The following is a 21,417-nucleotide window of genomic DNA, read 5'->3' as shown; positions in this document are numbered from 1 at the left end:
CCGCGACGCAAGCGCGAATCAGCATCCGTTTTCAGGCGCGGGGCATTCTCATCAACGCGTCCACCATGGCATCGATTTCGGCCTCGGTGTTGTAGGCGTGCAGCGATGCGCGGCTGACTTCCAGCAGGTCCCGTTGCTGCATGTCGAGCATCGTCGAACGGAAGGTCGAGGTGGTGACGTTGATACGCTTTTCCTGGCCGGCCAGCCATTCCTTGACGTGCGCCGCGCTGGCGTTCTGGCAGGTGAAGGTGACGATGCCCGACTTGATGGCGCCCATGTCCTGCGGCGTCACTCCCGGCACGTCGGTCAGGCGATTGCGCAGATGCGCTGACAATCGTTGAATGCGCTGCCACATCGGTTCGATGCCCTGCGCCAGGGCGTAACGGGCCGCCGCCCCCAAGCCCAGTTTCGCGGCGACGTTGCATTCCCAGTTTTCGAAGCGCCGGGCATCACCGCGAATTTTGAAGGTGTCCGGGGTCAGCAATGACGCCGCGTGCAGGTCGAGAAATGCCGGCTCAAGGCTTTCGCACAAGGTTTTTTCGACATAGAGAAACCCCATGCCCCGAGGGCCACGAAGGTATTTGCGGCTGGTGGCAGCGAGCATATGGCAGCCGATTTTCTGCACATCGATCGGCATCTGCCCGACGCCCTGACAGGCATCCAGCAGAAACAGAACCCCGGCCGCGCGGGCGAGCGCGCCGATCTGTTCGATGGGCTGCACCGGGCCGCCATTGGTGGCAATCACCGGCAGCGACACCAGGGCGACCCGGTCATCGCCTAGCATGTCCCGCAGTGCCGGCAATGACACCTGGCCCTGTTCATCGTTGGGAATGACCCTGATCTCGATCCCGCGCTGCTGCTTGAGTTGCAGATAGGGAATGTAGTTGCCGGCGTATTCGGTGGTCGATGTCAGCACCACATCACCGGGCCGCAGCGGCAATGAATAGAAAGCCATGTCCCAGGCGCGGGTCGCGTTCTCGATCACCGCGATTTCTTCGGGACGGGCGTTGATCAGTCGGCCGATGTCTTCGTAGACATTTTCCACTTCAACGGATTGCTGCCCGGCGGCCTCGTAACCGCCGATCCGGGCTTCAAGTTGCAGATGACGGGTCATCACCTCGATCACCGGATCAGGCATCAGCGCCGCACCGGCATTGTTGAAGTGAATCAGTTGCTCGACACCCGGTGTGTCGGCGCGCAGTTGTTCAATGTTCAAAGCAAACTCCTTGATCAGTCGCCCGGCGGGATCTGGCTCGGTTGCATGACCATGGGCCGGTAGCGCAACGCAACGATGGGAATCAGCGCGAGGATGTAGGCGAGGCAGACAAACAGATAGGTGTACTGCAAACCATAGACCTGGCTGAGCAGGCCACCGGCCGAGATGCCGGCGATGGACGCAAATTGCGCAGTGCTTTGGGCAATGCCCAGCACGTAGCCCTGACGCGAGCTGTCGGCGGTCTTCGAAATCAGGGCCATCAGCACCGGCGTCGTGGCCCCGAGCAATACGCCCCAGATGAAGTAGGCGCCGACGAACACGATCGGGTTGCGCGTGATGCCGGCCAGTGCCGTGAGCGCAATGCAGCCGATCACGACATAGGTGATGCGTTGCAGAGTGTCCTGCTGATTGCGGTGCTCGAAGTAACGCGACCACGCGGTTGCCGACAGAATGAAGCCCAGCGCCAGCAAGCCATAACACAGCCCGACCACCGAGTTGCTGACCTCGAACACCGAGCTGACATACAGCGAGAACGAGGTCTGCGGCAGCATCCGCGCCAGCAGCAAGATACCCATGACACCCAGCAGCGACAGCAGGGGCGTGCCTTGCCAGACGCTGCCATTGTGACTGCCTGGCGTCGCTGTATCCGCGACCGGGGCCTTCTTCACCGGCGGCACGTCCGGCAGCGTGACGGCCGCGACCCCGGTGCAGATCGCGCACAACACGGCGGCGATCATGTTGATCCAGAAGAACGTCGCGTAGTCGAGGATCAGCCCGCCCACCACTGCGCCAAGCAACGAGCCGACGTTGGTGGAGATCTGCAGGATCGCGAACAGCCGTGCCCGTCGCGAAGGCGCTTCGATACTCACGCCGTACGCCTGGGCCGGGGCGATGTAGCCGGCGAAGGCGCCTTGCAGGAAGCGCAGGATCAGGATCACCCAGATGTCGCTGCACAGGGCCAGCCCAAGCTGGGTCAATGACAGGCCGGCGAGGGCGCGGATCATCATCAACTTGTGGCCGTAGCGGTCGCCGATACGGCCCCAGAATGCACTGGTCAGAATAATGCCCAGCATCGGCCCGACGTACACGGCGATGCTGGCGAAACTGAAGAGCGAGTCTGAAGACGTCAGCCCACGCAGGTGGACGGGCCAGAACGGCCCGCTCATTTCCATCGCACCCATCGAAATGAGCTGGATCGCGAACAGAAGATAGATCAGGACTCTTACGCGCGAACCCGCGATGGCACCTGCTTGGGTCATGGGTCAGCCTCGGTTATTGAACGACATTGAGCGGGTTGGTCAGCGTGTGCTGAATCCGGTAGTTGGAGTACTGCATCATGTGCATGCGCAGCAACGAACGGGTCGGCCACGGATCATTGAGGAAGGCCTTGCGCTCGATTTCCCACAGCTGCGGCGCGACACGCTCGCGCACTGCGGCGAAGGCCAGTTCGGTCTCTTCACGCAGAATGTCCCACATCCGGTTGTTGTCCAGCGCGTACTCCTTGGTCAGCCACAGGGCCATTTCATGCAGGTGCGTGAGGAACGCCGCGTCGAGCACGAACATGCGCACTGGCTCGATATCGCCCTCGAACACCGTTGGCAGAATGCCCGGCTGCACATGGGGTTGCAGGGTGTAGCCGCGTCCTTCCAGCAATGGAGCGTAGGTCCTGCCGTCGCCGAAATCACGGATCAGCAGACTACGTGCTTTGCCATCCGGGGAAAACAGCACCATCGTGTTCTGCTGGTGCGCCTCAAGCCCGATGCCGTACATCAGGTAGATCGCCACCACCGGGTGGGTGACCACTTTGGCGTACTGGCGGAACCAGTCTTCAACTTGAGCGGTATTGGCCCGAACGCCGTCACGCTCGATCAACTCGGTGAACAACGGTCGGCCACTGCCCGGCAAGCGAGTGAACAGAGAAGCCACGGTGATTGGCAGGCACTCGTCGGAGCGCTCGAACGCTTGCTGGCTGGCACGGAACACCACCGACAGATGCCGGCCGGGGTGGTCATCCTGCGTGATCGCATTCTTGTAGCGCACGCCGATTTCTTCCGGGAAGATTTCCAGGCGTTGCTCGAAACCGTTTTCGACTTCGAGGATTTTCGTGATGACGGTGCTGATGCGCGGCCCCATGTGGATCGACTTGGCCTGCAGGCTGCGCAGCTCGCTGGTCATCCACACGGCGATCGGCAACTTGATCAGCGGCGCGCTCTCCTTGAGCACCGGCATCATCGTACGGTAGGACATGGTCGGCAGGGTCTGGATGTCCGGGCCGTCGGTGATCAGGATGCCTTCAGCGATTTCCGCTGCGAAGTTTTTCAGCACGTAAGCCTGCAAATGCCAGGAGTGTATCGGCAGTGGCAACCACTCGGATTCGTCCAGGCCCTTGCCGTTGAGCGACGCTTTCCATTGCTCCCATTGAGTCGGGAAGTTGCTGGCGAACCAGCTGTGGTAGTCGGTGACGTGGGGCATGCTTTCGCTTTTCGCCATGTCGGCCCGCAGCGCGGCAATGCGCAGTGGCACCTGGGCGTTGAACTCCGGCGACAATTGCTCGACTTCTTCATCGCTCAGACCCGGGCGGGCTTTCCAGGTCGGATAGTACGGGTGACCCTCCAGCGAGCCCCACTGATCGAGGAGGATCGCGGCGTCCTTGGTGCTGGCGTGCTGGCGCAGGTAATCGGTCAGGCTGTCGAGGCCTTGCTCCCGGGCGGCGGCGGCCAGTCGTGCGTTCCATTGCTGGCGATGCTGACGCGCGTGGGCGTCGTTCATCAGGCTGTTTTCCATGTCCGACTTGAGCCCGGCGATGCCTTCATCGGTGGGCTCGAAATCGAAGCTGTCGCGCAGCACATCCAGCAAGTCGTGATGGGTGTGAATCACCTGGCGTACGCCTTCATCGGTCACCAGCACCACGTCGCCGTCATTGACCACGGTGTCGGCCGGCCCCTTGGCGATGTTGGAGAAAAACACATGGGAGCGGCCGTCTTTCAGTGCGTAGGTGGCCTCGTTGCCGGTCGCAGAGAAGCGCAGCCCCGAGCGGTCCAGAATGTTTTCGGCAAACAGGCAACGGATCATCCGTCGCAGGGCGTTCTTGCGGGAGTAGGCGATGAGTGTCTTGAAGTCATCCATATCAGCTATCTGCTCGTCGAGAAATTAATGAAATGTTGAATCCGCTCACGCCGTGCGCGGCCAATGGCGGGGGAAGTAGTCGAGCGCCGAGTCGCGCAAACCCTGCATGTAGGAAACGCTCCATTGCAGGACTTCTTCGATGTAGGGGACTTTCAGTTCGAAGCGCCGGGCCATTTCCACCAGCAGCACCAGGCCGTAGGCGACGTCCTCGTTGAAGGCGCGGCTTTCGCGTTCGATCACGTAACCGGCGCGGTTGTCGTCGGCGGGGATCATCGGGGCGAGGATGTCGTTGTAGGCCTGGTTGGTGCGCAGGATCGACAACATGCTGCTCTGATCGCGGATCTGCTCGCCGTAGGCTTCTACGATTTCCTGCTTGAGGGATTTCACCGATGACAGGTCGATGCCCAGGCGCTGGCTGATCACGCTGCACAGTTCCTGGCTTTCCTGATCCATGCGTTCCAGAAAATAGGCGCCCAGTTCTGGGCACTCGGTCCACCAGCACATGCGCTGCGGGAAGATCTTGCGATGCCACTGGCCGTAGGGACCGATCAACCCGTAAATCACCGAACTGTGCATGATCGGATTGCCCGGTGTCAGGGTGATTTCCAGGTAGTGATCGAGCATCGTCACGCAGGGGCCATAGAGTGTGGTGAGGATTTCTTCCAGGTGCTGCCGTGATTGCGCTGACTCCCGGTCGTGCATCGCGACATACAGCTGGCTCTTGCCGCCACCCATTTTCACCGACACGCCCGGCTTCAGATCGAACGCCGTGTGTGGCACGTCCTTCATGCCCCAGATCACTACGTTCGAACGGTCACCCAGCGTGGCTTCCGCCAGCCAGTCGAAGCCGCAGAAGCCCGGAATCGCGCCGACGTACACCGGTTTGCTCGAACTCAAATGCGGCGCGATGGCTTGCAGGGTGTGCGGTCGAGCGTGGGCCGGTACGGTGATGATCACGATGTCGGCGTCGGCCACCACGACGCTGGCGTCGGTGCTGACCTGATCCGGTCGCGCGCTCAGGGTCGAACCGTCCGGCATCAGCGCCTGCATCGGCAGCTTGGCGAGGTGCCGCTCGACCACTTCCTGATTGTTGGTGAGCATCGAGACCTGAACATTGGGCAACTGTTTAAACAGGATGGCATTCAGATGCCCGGTCCGGCCTGCGCCGCAGATGGCGACTTTCAGCGGTTTCATACAGAGACTTTCCTGTGTGGGAGGCGCGTCAGGCGACGCTCAATTGCAGGGGAGTGGCGTCGGATTCCAGCCAGCGGGTCTTGCCCAGCCAGCGATCCAGTTGCGGCGCGACATCCGGGTCCAGCAGGTCCCGCTCTTCGAGCCATTTGTCGTCGAACACGGTGTGCAGGTACTTCTCGCCGCCATCGGCAATCGGCACCACGACGTTGCCGGTCAACGTGCCTTTGTGAATCAGTTCCAGCGCCTTGTAGATCGCACCGCCGGTCGAGCCGCCGACCAGCAGGGCCAGATTGCGCGCAATGTAGCGGGCAGTTTCGAAGGCCTGGGAATCGGTGACTTGCAGGCCCAGATCGATGCAGCTGTAGTCGAGCACCAGGCCCACGGTGTCGCCGGCCGGGGTGCCGGTGCCGGACTGGTAATACGGATAGCCCGGATGGCCGAAGACAATGGAACCGGCCGGTTCGACGGCGACGGTGACGATGTCCGGATTGTGCAGTTTCAGGCCCCGTGCGATGCCGGTCATCGAGCCGCCGGTGCCGACGCAACCAACGTAGGCGCCGATGTGGCCACCGGCCTGAGCAATGGTTTCACGGACGAAATCGCTATAGCCGCCGGCGTTGGCCGCGTTGTCCGACTGGTTCATGAACACCGCGCCGGGGATCTGCGAGGCGAGTTCGGCAGCCAGCCGTTGGCGCTCGACCACCGCCACTTCGTCTTCCCGGTAAGTGCCGGCGACAAAACGGATCTCGGCGCCCAGGGCCTTCATCACCGCAATCTTGTCCTGCGCTGCGTGGTGATCGACCACGGCAATGAAATGCAGGTCGAACTCGACAGCTGCCATGGCCAGGCCGATGCCGGTATTGCCGGAAGACGATTCAACGACCACGCCACCGGGTTTCAACTTTCCGGACTTGAGCGCCGCTAAAACCATGTTTCGCGCCATACGGTCTTTAATACTGCCGCCGGGGTTGTTCTTCTCTATCTTCAGCAAAAGCCGGGCGTGGGTATCCGGAACATCGATGCCCAACATTGGTGTATTGCCAATAAGATCCGAAACTTTATTCAGTATCATCTGGACGTCTTCCCTTAATAGTCAGGTGTGAATGCGTAGTTACCTTCCGTACAACATGTCGCCATCAGTCGCTGCGGCAACGGGTGGCGATGAAATTCGTTTTCCAGCAAGTCCATCTGATAGCCGGCGGTGTTGGCGTAGATCAATAAATCTCCGGTTTCTGGTGATGTATCGAAGTTGATCAGGCGATGGGTAATCACATCATCATCCAGGCAACTATGGCCGGCGATGTAGGCTTGCATCGGAACAGGTTTCGATTCTTTCGAAGTGATCAAGATTGGATCGACAAGGTATTCAGACGAGAACCATGTTTCGCACGCGCTGAAACTGCTGCCTTCGGCAAAGATCACAACTTTGTTGTCGGCCAGTTGTTTGGTGCGGGTCACGCGAAAGACGCTTATTGCCGCTTGATCCACCAGGCTACGGCCCGGTTCCAGTGCCAGTTTTATATTCTGGCTTTTCAAGTAACCGGCAATGGTTTTTCCCGGGGAATGATCCGACTCCAGGAATAACTTCAGCCACTGGCAAGCCGTGAGGCTGCTGCCATAAGGATAAAAAGAGTCGGGAACTCGGCGGTTCTGATAATGACTCGGGTTGTTTTCGTTCTGCAAAAAACTGTTGTAATCCTGCGGGTCTACATAGCGCATCGGCAGGCCTCCACCGATGTCGATCATGACCGGGTCGAGGCCCATTTCCCTCGCCGCATCGATGAAGCCGGTGACTTCACGGAAAGCCTGTATCCGGGTTTCATAGCCGTAGCCGCCGAGGTGGAAATGGAACCCTTCGAAGTGGAACGACTCACGCGATTCGACCAGGTATTGAAGGCACTGAAACAAATCCTCCGCGCCCATTCCGAAGCGGCTCGCCGGGCAACTTGTCGGCCTGTAACGCAGCAGGATCCGGGCTTTGACCGTTGGTTGCGAAGTGTCGAGCAGTGCTTTGAGGTGGCTGAACTCTTCCAGTGAGTCCACACAAATCAGCGATCCACCTTGCACCAGTGCGCGATGAAACGCTGCCGTTTTGGCCGGCCCGGTTGCGCACACATGTTCCGCCGGCGTTCCGGCGCGCAGTGTCGCTTGCAGCTCAAACAGGCTCGACACGTCGGTGCCGATGCCCGAAGCCGATGCCGCAGCCAGCAGGCATTGCGACTTGTTGGCCTTGGCTCCGTAGAAAATCGCGTAGTCAACCTCGTGTCGTTTCAACACCGATTGCATCGCCTGAACGTTGGCCTCAAATGCATGTGGCCATACCAGATTCAGCGGGGATCCGTGTTGATTAACGAGCTCAACAAGTTTTTCCGGAGATTGTTTAAGTAGGTTGGCGATAACAGGGTCAATTAACGGTTTCAGCACTTTTGGGTATTGAACTTTTGTTGTTTCTTTAGTTGGCGGCGCAATTAATTCAGGCATAGAAAACCTCTGGCGTCGATATTCGCCATGTGCAGGTCGACAACTAATCGTTATCGATTTTTGTGTTCTTGCTGCTCGTCAGATACGAGTGTTTAAAGAGGTGGAGGCGGATGACAGATCCACTCTGAAAATAAACACGGGGTATGTTCTTTCATAAAATTTTCACAAAACTGTTTCATGAGAACCCCACTCCTTAAGGTTCAGGCAGGCAAGGATAAGACCAATGACTGATGGTCTTGTCTCTTTTGAAGTGCCATTACCTGACATGTAAATGACATCATTGCGCCGAACTTTTCGTGAACAAAATTTCAGGTCTTGATTTGAGTCTTGACCCTGTCAGCGGCTCGAACAATATTGCGAACAGGAATGATTATCAAGTAAGGTTTTCAAATATTTTTGAATGAACACACACAACAGGGGAGTGCGAAGCCGCTTATTCGCATGCTCAAGTAAGCGCTCGCGTGTTGATTTTAAAAACCGCCAACGCCTTGTTATTCAAGGTGTTGGCGGTTGATTCAAGACACCCGGATGCAACCTGGTTTTCCCCCTGTAACAGGTGTTCGAATTTTTTTGAAAACCCACGACTGAAGCACGCTCAGGAGAGTCCCGATGACTGTTCGTCACAGTACCAACGCCACGCTTCCCATCAGCTACCTGTTCGTTCCCGGCAACCGGCCGGAGCGCTTTTCCAAAGCGGTCGAAGCCGGGCCGGACGCGATCATTCTCGACCTCGAAGATGCCGTTCATCCGAACAGCAAGGCCGTGGCCCGGGCGTCGATCTGGGCCTGGCAGCAGAGCACGCCCGAAACCTCCAGCCAGCGTTACATCCGGCTGAACAGCGTCGGCAGCTCGCTGTTTCGCCAGGACATGACCTGGCTGGGCGACATGCGCTACCCCGAGCGCTGCGCAGGAATTTTCCTGCCCAAGGCCGAATGCCCCGAGAGCTTGTCCCGTGTGGTTGAGCGCTTGCTGGAGTGGAACCCAGAACTGCAAATCGTCGCCATCATCGAGACCGCCAAGGGTTTGCATCAGGTCGAGGCGATTGCAGCGATTCCCGGCCTGGCGCGGCTGGCATTCGGCTCGCTGGATTTCTCGCTGGACATCGATTGCAGCCAGATTCCCGAAGCGTTTCTGTTCGCCCGCAATCGCATCGTGCTGGCGTCGCGCGTCGCCGGTTTACCAGCACCGATCGATGGTGTGACCCCGGCCATCAGCGACATGGCAGTGGTCGAGCGCGACTCGCGTTACGCCCGGTCGCTGGGGTTCGGCGCCAAGTTGTGTATCCATCCGTCGCAAATCGCCACGGTGCAGAAAGCCTACCTGCCCAACGCCCGCCAACTGGCGTGGGCGGACCGGGTCCTGAACGCCGTGGCCGGCGGCAGCCACGCGGTACAAGTCGACGGCGAAATGGTCGATCTGCCGCTGATCGAACAGGCCCAACGCCTGCGGGACATGGCCAGCCAGTACGCGCTGGTCGCCAACGCGGATGCCTGCTGAAACGGGGGACGAATCATGGGACATGGTTACCAGATTGCCCTGCGGCCACTGTGCGACGTGCGGCAGTCCGAGCAGGTCGATCCGCTCAACGTGCAACGGCTGCGCGAAGCGATCATCCAGGCCGGGCATTGGCTGGAGCCGATCATCGTCGAGCGCTCCCGGGGCATCGTGATGGACGGAAATCACCGGTTCAACGCAGCGCGGGCACTGGGGTTGAAACGGGTGCCGTGCATCCAGCTCGACTACGCCGATCCGCGTGTCTGTGTACGGCATTGGCAAACCGGGCAAGCGTTCGAAGTGGCGCGGATTTTCACCACCATCGAGCGCGGTGAACTGTTCCCGTACAAGACCACCCGGCACGCGTTCGACCCCGCGCTGCCGGTGATCTCCATTCCGCTGCAATGCCTGTACGACTGACCTGTGTCGGAGGATGGGCTTCTCCCGCCCGTCCTCCGCGCAAACCGATCGGCAAAAAATTTCCGACGACGCTGATACTTTTTCGATTGCTGGCTGGCAAATAGGAGTCATTACCATTTTGAGCCATTCGAGAAGGACCCCATCGTCATGTCTGTTGCACGTCGACCTTGCAGTGAACGCGCGTTAACCCTGGCTATTCGCAGTGCCATGCTGAGTTCTATTCTGGCCGCAGGAAGCGCCACTGTCTGGGCAGCAGACCCCAAGCAACCCGAGCAACAGGACGCCGTCACCACGGAAGGCCTGACGCTGGACACCACCAACGTCAACGCCAGTTACAACGGCGCGACCGCATTGCCCGAGGTGCTCGCCGGCGGCCAGATCGCTCGGGGCGCGCGGCTCGGGATGATGGGCAACAAGGACGTGATGGACACGCCGTTCAGCGTGACCAGCTACACCGCGAAAACCCTCGCCGACCTGCAAACGGTGACCGTGGCCGATGCACTGGAGCGCGACCCTTCGGTGCGCTCCACCGGGCAGACCGGCGGCATCGTCGACTCGTTTTTCATCCGTGGATTTGCGATAGGCGAGGGCAACCTCGGCGAACTGGCCTACGACGGTGTGTATGGTGTAGCGCCCAACTACCGGGTGTTCACCGAATACGCCGAACGCGTTGAAGTGCTCAAAGGGCCGGGCGCGCTGATGTACGGGATATCGCCGAACAGCGGCGTTGGCGGCGTGATCAACATCGTGCCCAAACGGCCACTGGACGAAGACCTGACCCGCTTCACCGGGACTTACGCATCCGACTCGCAAGTCGGTGGCCATCTGGACGTCAGCCGGCGTTTCGGCAGCGATAACCAGTTCGGCATCCGATTCAACGGCAGCACCCAGGGCGGCGATACCGCGATCAACAATCAGGAGCGCGCGCTAGACATCGGTGCCATCGCTCTCGATTACAAGGGCGAGCGGTTGCGCCTGAACCTGGATTACATCAGCCAGAAAGAGAGCTTCGACGCAGCCTCGCGACCGTTCACCATTGCACCGGGTGTGAAGGTTCCATCGGCGCCGAACGGTCGCACCAACCTGCCGCAGGACTGGGGCTGGTCGGACACCAAGGAGCAGTCGGCGTTGCTCGGCGGCGAGTACGACCTCAATGACAACCTGACGGTATTTGCGCACGCGGGTGGTGGCCGTTCGGACGTCAAGCGGATGTCCGACCAGGTGCCGCGAATCCTCAACGACGCCGGCGACACCAGCAACATCCCTGGCTATTACAAATTCAACGTCGACCGTTCGACCGCGGATGTGGGGATGCGCGCGCTGTTCGCCACCGGTCCGGTCACTCACACGACCACGATAATGGCGACCCGTTACCAGGACGAGTTGTCCCGGGGCATCAACAACGGCACGGAAATCCGCTCGAACATCTACCACCCTGTGGATGTGCCCAAGCAGTACATCAACTCGCCGAAAGTGCTGCGCATTTCCGAATCAGAGCTGTCCGGCGTCGCGCTGACTGACACCCTCGGCTTTCTCGATGACCGGATTCAACTGACCCTCGGTGTGCGCCGACAGGACATCGAGTCGCGTAACTACAACGCCTCGGGCTCGGTCAGTTCCCGCTACGACGACAGCGCGACCACACCGCTGGCAGGCGTGGTAGTCAAACCATGGGAAGACGTTTCGCTGTACTACAACTACGTCGAAGGCCTGAGCAAAGGTGACATCGCCCCCGGCACGGCAGCCAACTCCGGCGAAACCTTCGCCCCCTACAAATCCAAGCAGCACGAAATCGGCGTGAAGTACGAACACGGCACGTTCATGACCACCCTGGCGTTGTTCCAGATCGAGAAACCGAGTGGTGAAATCGGCGCCGGCAATGTGTTCTCGGTGCAGGCCGAACAACGTAACCGTGGTGTCGAGTTGAGCATGTTCGGTGAAGTCGCGCCGGGCACTCGCCTGATGGGCGGCGTGACCTTGCTCGACGGCGAACTGACGGACTCGGCCACTGCCGCCAACCGTGGCAACAAACCGGTGGGCGTGCCGGACGTACAGGCCAACCTCTGGGCCGAGTGGGATACACCGTGGGTCGAAGGTTTCACCCTGACCGGCGGCGCGATCTATACCGACAGCCAATACGTCAATCAGGCCAACACTCAGGAACTGCCATCCTGGACCCGCATCGACGCCGGCGCCCGTTACGCCACCAAGATCGAAGGTCGGCCGACGACGTTCCGCGCCACGGTGCAGAACGTGTTTGATCGTGAGTACTGGTCGGGCGTTGCGTCTTACGGTGCGTTCTCCCCGGGCTATCCACGCACGTTGCAATTGTCGGCGACCGTCGACTTCTGATCGGGAGGCGCACTTGATGGCGGAGCCGTCGAGTGCGCCTTCTTCTATATATAGCTACGCACAGCGGCTGATCATAAAAAGGAGCATTCGAATGTTAACCAGCCTGGCATCGACGTCCTCTGGCAAGCAATCGCAGTTTCCGTTCACGAAAGGCCAGCGGGCCTTCGATTTCGAGCGCAGCACCAATGAGCACATCCGTGAGCTGCTGCATTATTACGGGTTGCGCACCAGCCTGATCCGGATCAAGGTGATCGATGCCTTGCTGGTTGCCGCACGCGAAGGACGTGCCGTTGGCGGGCGTGGAGTGCACGGATATCTGCAGGCGTTTGTCAGCGGCATTCAGTTCATCAGCGTCAGGGAAGTGCTCAAGCGTTTGTGCGAGGAGGGCGTCATCGTGTTTCAGCCCGACAAGAGTTATCGGTTTACCGGTGAGGCGTTCTCGCTGCTCGAGCAGCATGCTGGCCGGTGACATTCACTTGTGTTCAGCCAGATCAAGACCACCTGTTTAGCCGCAGGTGGTTTTGTCGTTTTGGGGATTGATCGGACCGTTATCTATGGACGGTTTCCCTGTTTCAGTGGAGTCGATCGAAATTACTGAACTGCGCAAAAAGTTGCGCAGTTGTCCGTAATAAAATCACGGTCAAAACCCCGGCAGGCCCTGCTAATCAAGGCCTCCAGCCAAGTGCGCAAGAAGTTGCACAGTACTGCGCAACTTCTTGCGCACTTTTTCGCTGTTTCCTACAGCAAAGAATGGAAAATTCTCACGCGAGATTCGTAAGCCCTTGATGGGTAATGGCCATGTGATGGCTGGCATGACTTTTGATTCCTCCTTTGCCGCCTGGACAGGCAATCACGCCGTCCGGTCCTGTCTTTTGAGCAAGGAGAGCATCCCATGGCAACACCCGCGTACATGTCGGTTACCGGCGAAAAACAAGGCCTGATCACTGCCGGCGCCTTCACTGCCGACTCCGTTGGCAACACCTACCAGGAAGGCCACGAAGACCAGGTCATGGTTCAGGCTTTCACCCACGACGTGATCATCCCGCGTGACCCGCAATCCGGTCAGCCAACCGGTCAGCGCGTGCACAAGCCAGTTGTGATCACCAAGGTCTACGACAAGGCTTCGCCTCTGCTGCAAGCCGCTCTGACCTCCGGCGAGCGCATGAGCGAAATCGTTATCCAGTGGTACCGCACTTCGGCTCAAGGTACTCAAGAGCACTACTACACCACCAAACTGGAAGACGCGATCATCGTCGCCATCAACAACAAAATGCACAACTGCCAGGACCCAGGCAACGCGCACTTCACCCACCTGGAAGAAGTGCAGTTCACCTACCGTAAAATCACCTGGACCCACGAAGTCTCCGGTACTTCGGGTTCCGATGACTGGCGTGCTCCAGTCGTTTAATTACGGCTGATGGTTGTACCGCCTCGGCCGGTTTCGCCGGTCGAGGCACCTTCACTACTCAAGGATTTTTTTGTCGCCCGATCCTTAGCGATCGGGTGCGCATCGCAGCACTGTGCGAGGGACAAGGGAATGTTCTCACCGGCCAACCAGCCCCATTTCAACCTGACCATCGATGGCGGGGACAGCGATTTCCAGGTGCTGTCGTTCACCGGTCGGGAAGCCCTCAATACGCCCTTCGAATTCGAGCTGGAACTGGTCAGCGAAAAGGCCTCGATCAACCTCGAAAGCCTGCTGCACAAACTGGCGTTTCTTCAGCTGTCGCCGAGCGGCACCGGGATTCACGGGCTGATCTACAGCATCGCCCAGGGCGAGGCGGGCAAGCGCCTGACCCGCTACAAGATCTCCCTGCGACCACAGCTTTCGTACCTCGCGCACCGCTTCAACCAGCGCATCTTCCAGCAGATGACCGTGCAGCAGATCATCAGTCAGGTGCTGGAAGAACACGGCATCCTCGCCAGCGATTACCACTTCCAGCTCAGCGCGATCTACCCGGAGCGCATCTACTGCACGCAGTACGACGAATCGGACCTGCATTTCGTCCAGCGCCTGTGCGAAGAAGAAGGTATTCACTACCACTTCCAGCACACCGCCAGCGGCCACAAACTGACCTTCGGCGATGACCAGACGGTGTTCCCGAAACTCGCTCCGGTGGCCTATCAGCAGGACTCCGGGCTGGTGGCGGACAAACCGGTGGTCAAGCGTTTCGGCCTGCGCCTGGCCACCCGCACCAGCCGCACCACGCGGCGCGATTACGACTTCGTCAAACCGAAGATCGAGCTGGAAAGCGATGCCAAGAGCAGCGCCCAGCCGGACCTCGAGGATTACGATTACCCGGGCCGTTTCGTGGACCGCGAGCGCGGCAAGCATCTGGCCAACCGTAACCTCGAACGCCACCGCAGCGACTATCGCCTGGCCGAGGGCAACAGCGATCAGCCGATCCTGGTCAGCGGGCATTTTCTGGCCCTGACCGACCACGCCAACCCGACGTGGAACGACCTGTGGCTGCTCACCGAAATCTTCCACGAAGGCAAGCAGCCGCAAGTGCTGGAAGAGTCGGTGACCAGCGACACCACCGACAACAAAGACGATTTCCATCAGGGTTATCGCAACCGCTTCAGCGCGATCCCGTGGGACGTGCCGTACCGCCCGCCACTGGACCACCCGAAACCCAAGGTTCTCGGTTCGCAAAGCGCCGTGGTCACAGGTCCCGAAGGCGAAGAAATCTTCTGCGACCAGTACGGCCGGGTGAAGGTGCAGTTCTTCTGGGACCGCGAAGGCCAGCACGACGACAAGACCACCTGCTGGATGCGCGTGGCCTCCAGCTGGGCCGCCGAAACCTTTGGCTCGATCAACATTCCGCGGGTCGGCATGGAAGTGCTGATCACCTTCCTCGAAGGCGATCCCGACCAACCGCTGATCACCGGTTGCCTGTACCACGGGGCTAACCTGCCGCCGTACAAACTGCCGGATTTCAAGACCCTGGCCACGGTCAAGAGCAAGGAATACAAGGGCAGCCGCGCCAACGAACTGCGCATCGACGACACCACCAGCGAGATCAGCATCGCGCTGCGCAGCGATCACGGCGCCAGTGCGATCAACCTCGGTTACCTGACCCACCCGCGCCCGAGCGGCGGCCAGCCACGCGGCGAAGGTTTCGAACTACGCACCGACCGCCATGGCGTCGTGCGTGCCGGCGCCGGTTTGCTGATCACCACCGAACCGCGCCCGAACGAATCCAAACACCACAAGGACCTGCCGGAAACCGCCGAACGCCTGGCCACCGCCAGCGATCAACAGGACGGTTTCGCCACACAAGCCAAAGAGCTGCAAGCCCAAGAGGCCGGCGATCAGGACGACGTGGCCAAGGCCTTGCACGCCCAGCACCAAGGCGTGCTCGGCTCGGGTCCAGCGAACCTCACCGCCAACGAATTTCCCGAATTCACCGAGCCGCATCTGGTGCTCGCCAGTCCCGCCGGCATCGCCTTGACCACACCGCGCTCCAGCCATATCGCCACCGGCGAACACCTGGCATTGAGCAGCACCGGGCACACCAGCTTCTCCATCGGCAAACGCCTGCTGGCCAGTGCCAGCCGTGGCATGCGCCTGTTCGTGCAGAGCATGGGCTGGCGTCTGGTGGCGGCGTCCGGCGACATCGACGTCAAGGCGCTCAAAGACAGCATCAACCTGCTGGCCAAACTCAACATCACCGCCAACGCCGACCGCATCACCATCACCGCCAAGACCGAACTGGTGATCCAGGGCGGCGGCAGCGCCACCACTTACAACGCCGGTGGCATCACCCACGCCACCAGCGGCCCGTACACCGCCCATGCGGCGAACTTCGCCTACACCGGCGCCAAAAGTCTGGCCGGTGTGTTCCCGGAACCGCCGAAACCGGGCAAGGGCAACCTCGAATTGTTCAACCAGTACGCCGGTCGCCAAGGCATCAAGGAAGGCGACTACGAAGTCATCGATGCCTTGGGCAAAAGCATCAAGGGCAAGCTCGACGCCAAGGGCTTCGCCAGTGTGGCGGGCGCCGCACCGGGACCGGCGCGGGTGCTGTTCGGCAAGGATCCGGCAGACACCTGGAGCGAGGGCAGCTACATCGGCAAGCCGGAATGGCCGTTGAATCCACCGGGCGCAGAAGATGTGCCGAGTCAGGTGCAGGCGATGGTGGCGCAGGCGTTGCCGAGCAAGAACTGGGACATGTTGGAGAAGGGCAAGGAATTGGCGCAGACAGGGATGGGTGCAATGCAAACGGCGCAGCAGGTGAAAGGTGTGATGCAGGGCGGGGTGGCGGGGTTGCCGAAGCTGGCGAGTGCGGCGATGCCGAGTGCGTCGGGGATTCTCGGGACGGCGAGCAAGAGTGGCAAGTTACCGGGTCTGCCATCACCGGCGTTACCAAAATCCTCACTTGAAACCCCTGGGCTGATTGCAAGTGAGATGCTGTCATGACTACCGCAAGCGCAACACAAAGCCGAGAGTCTCAAGTTGCTGTCGTGCCGCTCAATCAGATTCAAGTAGCGGATGTCGGACGCGATGCTGCCAAGTTCGATGCATGGCTGCAGGAGGTCAGTGGCGGTTACGTCACCCTCGAGCGAATCAAGTATGTCGCCGGAGCCCTGCCGGTAGTCGGCAATATCATGGCACTGGTCGATGTCTTGAATGACATCGCTGTTTTATCCCGTAGTGAAAAGCGTGATCCGCTGGATTGGGTCAGCCTGGGCATCGACCTTATCGGTGTAATACCAGTGCCTGCGAATATGGCTGCGGCACGCATGAGCCTTCGACCGACGCTTTATCTGGTCCGGCAGGAAATGAAGGTGGCTGGCAAGGCTCTATTGGGCGATGCATTGATCAATGTGATTGCCGGTCACTTGAACGCAACGATTGTCGGCGAGATTGATCACTTCGTTAAGACCGCCCAATCCGCATTACCTGATCTGCTGGATAAAGCCGGGCAAAAGGGTGAAGAGTTCCTCAAGCAGATTGCCACGGGATTGAACGCTGTTGTCGATGCCGAGCTTGATGCTGGCGCTGATCTCAAGCGAGCAGGGAAAAAAATGGATGGTGTCGGAGGGCAGCTCCTGCACGATCCCGGCAAGGCCATCAGCAATATTTTTGACGCAGCCTTCGATGTCTATAAGGCCGCAGGAAAGGGCGTAGTCAATAGCGCTGCAAAACATCTGTTGCCTCGGGAAGCCAAGAAGCTCGTTCACGATCAGACCAAGATACTGGTTGCCATGGGGCCGGAGCTAAAGGCTCAACTGAAAAAACTCAGCAATCCGAACATGCCGTTTTCTATTGGTGCGCTGCTGATCGTACTGACAAAGGCTGTCGAGGCCTGGAATCTGCGTAACAGGCGTGGTGTCGCCGGTCACGTGAAAGTCGGCGGAACAAGCCAGGCCAAGCACAGGGCAGGCGAGGGCAGAACCGAAGTCAGGAAAACGGAAGTACCGGCGAAGAAGAAACCCAATGCCGAAAAAAACGGTACCTGCCCGGGTACTTGCGACAGCATCAGCTTTGCAGTGGGCTCCGAAAGTATTGCTCACACGGATTTCAATCTGACCGGCCCGTTCCCGATCGAGTGGACGCGTATCTACAGCTCGGATCTGGATGCCTATGACCAAGGCGATCTGGGTGCACGATGGATCACTTCGTTCACCACACGATTCGACCTCGTTGACGGTGCCTTGCAGTTCCACGATGCGGATGGCCGCAGCCACGACTATCCATTGCCTAAGGTCGATCTGTTCCATTACGACGTGATCGAAAACCTCACAGTTGTCCGCGTCAGTGACGACAAGCTGTTGCTCTGCCGTGGTTTCGAACGCAAGGAAACCTATGTCCGTCGTGGCCAGCAGTTTCTGTTAGTTGGTGTGGAGTTGCGCAGCGGCGCCGGCATCATGCTGCATTACGAGCATCGCTACGATGATCGGACAGTACTGTCCGACCTGATTACGTACGAGGGGGATCCGGGCAAGGTGCATCTGCACCTCGGCACGATGATTGATGGACAAGGGCGCTTGACCGGACTCTGGGAAATCCGTGACGGTGAGCCTCTGCGTCAGCTTTGTTCCTATGTTTACGATTCGGCGGGCGATCTGGTTCAGGCACAAGATGAAAACGGTGCTGCATGGCGTTATCAGTACCAGCATCACCTGATCACCCGTTATACCGATCGCACCGGGCGCGGCATGAACCTGCAATGGCTGGGTCATGGTGCAGACGCCAAGGCCGTTCGTGAGTGGGCGGATGACGGCAGTTTCGATACCCGCCTGGAATGGGATGAAAACATTCGACTGGTGTACGTCACGGATGCGCTCGGTCATGAGACCTGGCATTACTTTGACAGTCTGGGTTACACCTACCGTATTCGGCACGCCGACGATCGCTCTGACTGGTTCTTCCGTGATAATGCAAAAAACGTGATCCGCCACGTCCGTGCCGATGGGCGCTCGGATCGCTACAGCTATGATGACCGAAGTAATCTTCTGGAACACATTCGCACCGATGACACGGTGGTCCACTTCGCCTACGACGATCTCGACCAACTGATCAAAATCAGCGATGCCGAGGGCGGGCAATGGACAAGGGCCTATGACGACGCTGGCAACCTTGTCGAGAGCGTCGATCCACTGGGCAACAAGACCGAATACGCTTACAACCCGGCCGGGATGCCAACCTCGGTCAAAGATGCCAACGGCAATGAAAAGAAACTGGCCTACAACGCTTCCGGACAATTGGTGGAGTACGTCGATTGTTCAGGCAAGACCAGTGCCTGGGAGTACAACGAACGCGGCCAGATGATTTGCTTCACGGACGCTGCCGGCCACAGTACCGAATACCGATACAGTGCCGGGCAGTTGACGTTGATCATGCACCCGGACAAGACCGAGGAGCGCTTCGAGCGTGATGCAGAGGGCCGATTGCTGGCCCATGTCGATGGTCTGGACCGTTGCACAACGTGGAAGTACAGCGCGGCGGGGCTGATCGCCGAGCGGGTCGATGCGCTGGAGCATGCCGTTCGTTATCGCTGGGACAAGCTCGGTCGACTGATTGCACTGGAGAACGAGAACGAACGTCGCGCTCACTTCAACTACGATCCGGTCGGTCGTTTGTTGGAAGAAACAGCTTTTGACGGGCGTTCAACCCGTTATTCGTACGAGCCGGAAACCGGGCGGCTCGCGAAAATCCACAACGGTGAACATTGCGTCGAGATTCGTTTTGACTCAATGAATCGTTTGATTGAGCGCAGAGCAACTCTGGGTGATCAGCAGCAAAGCGAAACCTTCGATTACGACGGCAACAGCAAACTGATCATGGCTTGCAACGCCGATAGCCGCTTGCAGTGGTTCCATGATCCGGCGGGCAACATCCTGCGTGAGCATCAACACTATCTGGGCCTCGAGAGCCCGATGGTCGCCATATGGCAGCATGAGTACGATGCACTCAATCAACGCGTTGCAACCCTGCGTCCTGATGGACATCGAGTCAGTTGGCTGACCTACGGCAGCGGACACTTGCTGGGATTGCGTCTGGACGACCATGAACTGGCCGGATTCGAGCGTGATGACCTGCACCGTGAAGTCGCTCGTCATCAGGGAAACCATCTGCTGCAAACGCAGAAATGGGACCCGGCCGGGCGCTTGCAAGCGCAAGTTCTGGAGCGCAGTGCCGATAAGTCCGTGCTGCTCAAGCGTGACTACCAATACGATGCCGCTGGCCAGCTTACGGACATCAATGACAGTCGTCGGGGCCCGCTTTCCTATCGTTATGATCCTGTCGGTCGTTTGATCAGTGCCGCTACGCGTCTAGGGGTCGAAACCTTTGCGTTCGATCCCGCCGGGAATCTCCTGGATGAACGAGCCTTTGAAGTCCGCCGGCCTCTGGACCAGGAGCCGGCGCGAAGCAAGCTGCCGGATAACGTGTTGGGTGAGTACGCGGGCACGCATTATGAGTACGACGAACGCGGCAATCAGATCAAGCGCTGGAGTAACGGCAGCGTCTGCGAAATGCGATGGGACCTGTTCGATCGCCTGGTGCATTTCGAAGATGATCGTCTGTCGGTGGATTATGCGTACGACCCGTTAGGTCGCCGCTTGTACAAAAACTCTCGGGCGCACTACAAGCACCGTCCAGAGGCAGGTTCTCTGTGGAACCGTAATGAACATGCCCGCAAACAGCGTGAGCATGACTGTGGCTTCACGATGTTCGGTTGGGATGGTGACAATCTGGCGTGGGAGAGCAGTCCCCCGCAACTGGATGGCGATACTGGTCGCACGGTTCATTACATTTACGAACCGGGTACCTACAATCCCGTGGCACAGGCGCTGAGTCAGCAGCCTGTTCGTCTGGTGCCTCAACCTGAATACGGTGACGTTTACACTGCGGACGAAGATCCATTGTGGAATCACGCTCCGGTTCCGCACCCGTTTGATGCGATTGCCTGGTATCAGTGCGATCACCTCGGGACACCCCAGGAAATGACCGATCAGCAAGGCAATGTGGCTTGGAGCGCGCATTACAAAGTTTGGGGGCGGGCGGTTGAACAGCGTTCATCATCAGCGCTGCTGCAAGGGTTGAAAAACCCTATTCGCTTCCAGGGTCAGTATCACGACCACGAGACCGGACTGCATTACAACCGTCACCGGTACTACGATCCAGACGTCGGTCGCTTCGTTTCTCGTGATCCGATCGGGTACGCGGGTGGTATCAACTTCTATCAATATGCACTCAGCCCCACCCAGTGGGTTGATCCGAACGGTCTTTGCAGCACTGCACTCAATCGGGCACTGGGCGGAAAAACCCATGACAAGATGCAGGCCCATCACCTGATTCCCGAGGAAGTGTGGGGACGGCAGGCCAGCTTCTTCTCGGATATCGGGATGGGTGGAGAACGCGATAAAAAGGAAAACGGCTTGTTGATGCCCGACAGTGCCGATCAGGCCAAGAAAACCAAGCGTGTTTTTTACCATTGTGGGTCGCATGGTAAGGTCTACAGCCCGATGGTTGAAAACATGGTAACGACCGTCAGAAGCAAATATGAAGCTGGTGTGATTGACGAAGCGCAGGCGCGAACTCAGATATCCGCGATTCAGACAAGACTGAGAGCCAGTCTTTCCGTGCCTGGCACAACACAGCGCAGACTTAGATAAGCAGGGAG

General features: G+C 59.0%; 13 protein-coding genes. 7 read left to right on the top strand and 6 right to left on the bottom strand.

The annotated features are described in order from the left end of the window. Positions 1–31: 31 nt before the first annotated feature. Genes DXT77_RS22065 through DXT77_RS22040 form a run of 6 tightly spaced genes read right to left on the bottom strand, consistent with a single transcriptional unit; the run spans position 32 to position 8,017 of the window. On the bottom strand, positions 32–1,216 hold the full coding sequence (locus DXT77_RS22065) for an aminotransferase class V-fold PLP-dependent enzyme (RefSeq protein WP_119429158.1): 1,185 nt from the start codon (positions 1,214–1,216) through the stop codon (positions 32–34). Positions 1,217–1,230: 14 nt separating this feature from the next. Then, positions 1,231–2,475: an MFS transporter gene (locus DXT77_RS22060; protein ID WP_119429157.1), complete on the bottom strand. Its 1,245-nt coding sequence runs from the start codon at positions 2,473–2,475 to the stop codon at positions 1,231–1,233. Positions 2,476–2,488: 13 nt separating this feature from the next. Further along, positions 2,489–4,342, bottom strand: coding sequence for an IucA/IucC family siderophore biosynthesis protein (locus DXT77_RS22055; RefSeq protein WP_119429156.1), 1,854 nt, complete (start codon positions 4,340–4,342; stop codon positions 2,489–2,491). 45 nt (positions 4,343–4,387) lie between these two features. Further along, a complete protein-coding gene (locus tag DXT77_RS22050) occupies positions 4,388–5,536 on the bottom strand; it encodes an NAD/NADP octopine/nopaline dehydrogenase family protein (protein ID WP_119429155.1) in 1,149 nt (382 codons plus the stop codon). A 28-nt stretch (positions 5,537–5,564) separates the two neighbouring features. Beyond that, on the bottom strand, positions 5,565–6,608 hold the full coding sequence (locus DXT77_RS22045; protein WP_119429154.1) for a PLP-dependent cysteine synthase family protein: 1,044 nt from the start codon (positions 6,606–6,608) through the stop codon (positions 5,565–5,567). Between the two features lie 14 nt (positions 6,609–6,622). After that, positions 6,623–8,017, bottom strand: coding sequence for a Y4yA family PLP-dependent enzyme (locus tag DXT77_RS22040; RefSeq protein WP_119429153.1), 1,395 nt, complete (start codon positions 8,015–8,017; stop codon positions 6,623–6,625). A gap of 609 nt (positions 8,018–8,626) precedes the next feature. On the opposite strand from DXT77_RS22040, the gene DXT77_RS22035 reads away from it, so the two are divergent. The 7 genes from DXT77_RS22035 to DXT77_RS22005 all read left to right on the top strand — a co-directional run bounded on the left by DXT77_RS22035 (position 8,627) and on the right by DXT77_RS22005 (position 21,409). Then, positions 8,627–9,514 carry a CoA ester lyase gene (locus DXT77_RS22035; RefSeq protein WP_119429152.1) on the top strand — a complete coding sequence of 296 codons (888 nt, stop codon included), beginning with the start codon at positions 8,627–8,629 and terminating at the stop codon, positions 9,512–9,514. 15 nt (positions 9,515–9,529) lie between these two features. Beyond that, positions 9,530–9,931, top strand: a complete 402-nt coding sequence (locus DXT77_RS22030) for a ParB N-terminal domain-containing protein (RefSeq protein ID WP_085708451.1) — start codon at positions 9,530–9,532, stop codon at positions 9,929–9,931. A 147-nt stretch (positions 9,932–10,078) separates the two neighbouring features. After that, positions 10,079–12,283: a TonB-dependent siderophore receptor gene (locus DXT77_RS22025; protein ID WP_119429151.1), complete on the top strand. Its 2,205-nt coding sequence runs from the start codon at positions 10,079–10,081 to the stop codon at positions 12,281–12,283. Positions 12,284–12,374: 91 nt separating this feature from the next. Then, on the top strand, positions 12,375–12,752 hold the full coding sequence (locus DXT77_RS22020) for a fe2+ zn2+ uptake regulation protein (protein WP_119429150.1): 378 nt from the start codon (positions 12,375–12,377) through the stop codon (positions 12,750–12,752). 423 nt (positions 12,753–13,175) lie between these two features. Next, entirely contained in the window at positions 13,176–13,691 is a 516-nt protein-coding gene (locus DXT77_RS22015; RefSeq protein ID WP_007949952.1) for an Hcp family type VI secretion system effector, read from the top strand. Positions 13,692–13,820: 129 nt separating this feature from the next. Next, positions 13,821–16,706, top strand: coding sequence for a type VI secretion system tip protein VgrG (locus DXT77_RS22010; protein ID WP_119429149.1), 2,886 nt, complete (start codon positions 13,821–13,823; stop codon positions 16,704–16,706). Beyond that, complete coding sequence (locus tag DXT77_RS22005; protein ID WP_119429148.1) at positions 16,703–21,409, top strand: RHS repeat-associated core domain-containing protein; 4,707 nt, start codon at positions 16,703–16,705, stop codon at positions 21,407–21,409. Before DXT77_RS22010 ends, DXT77_RS22005 begins: the two co-directional genes overlap by 4 nt. Positions 21,410–21,417 lie beyond the last annotated feature (8 nt).

The organism is Pseudomonas sp. 91RF, from assembly GCF_003576265.1.
Classification (GTDB): domain Bacteria; phylum Pseudomonadota; class Gammaproteobacteria; order Pseudomonadales; family Pseudomonadaceae; genus Aquipseudomonas; species Aquipseudomonas kribbensis.
The sequence above is the reverse complement of the archived record's forward strand: the minus strand, read 5'-3'. Positions and strand labels throughout refer to the sequence as shown.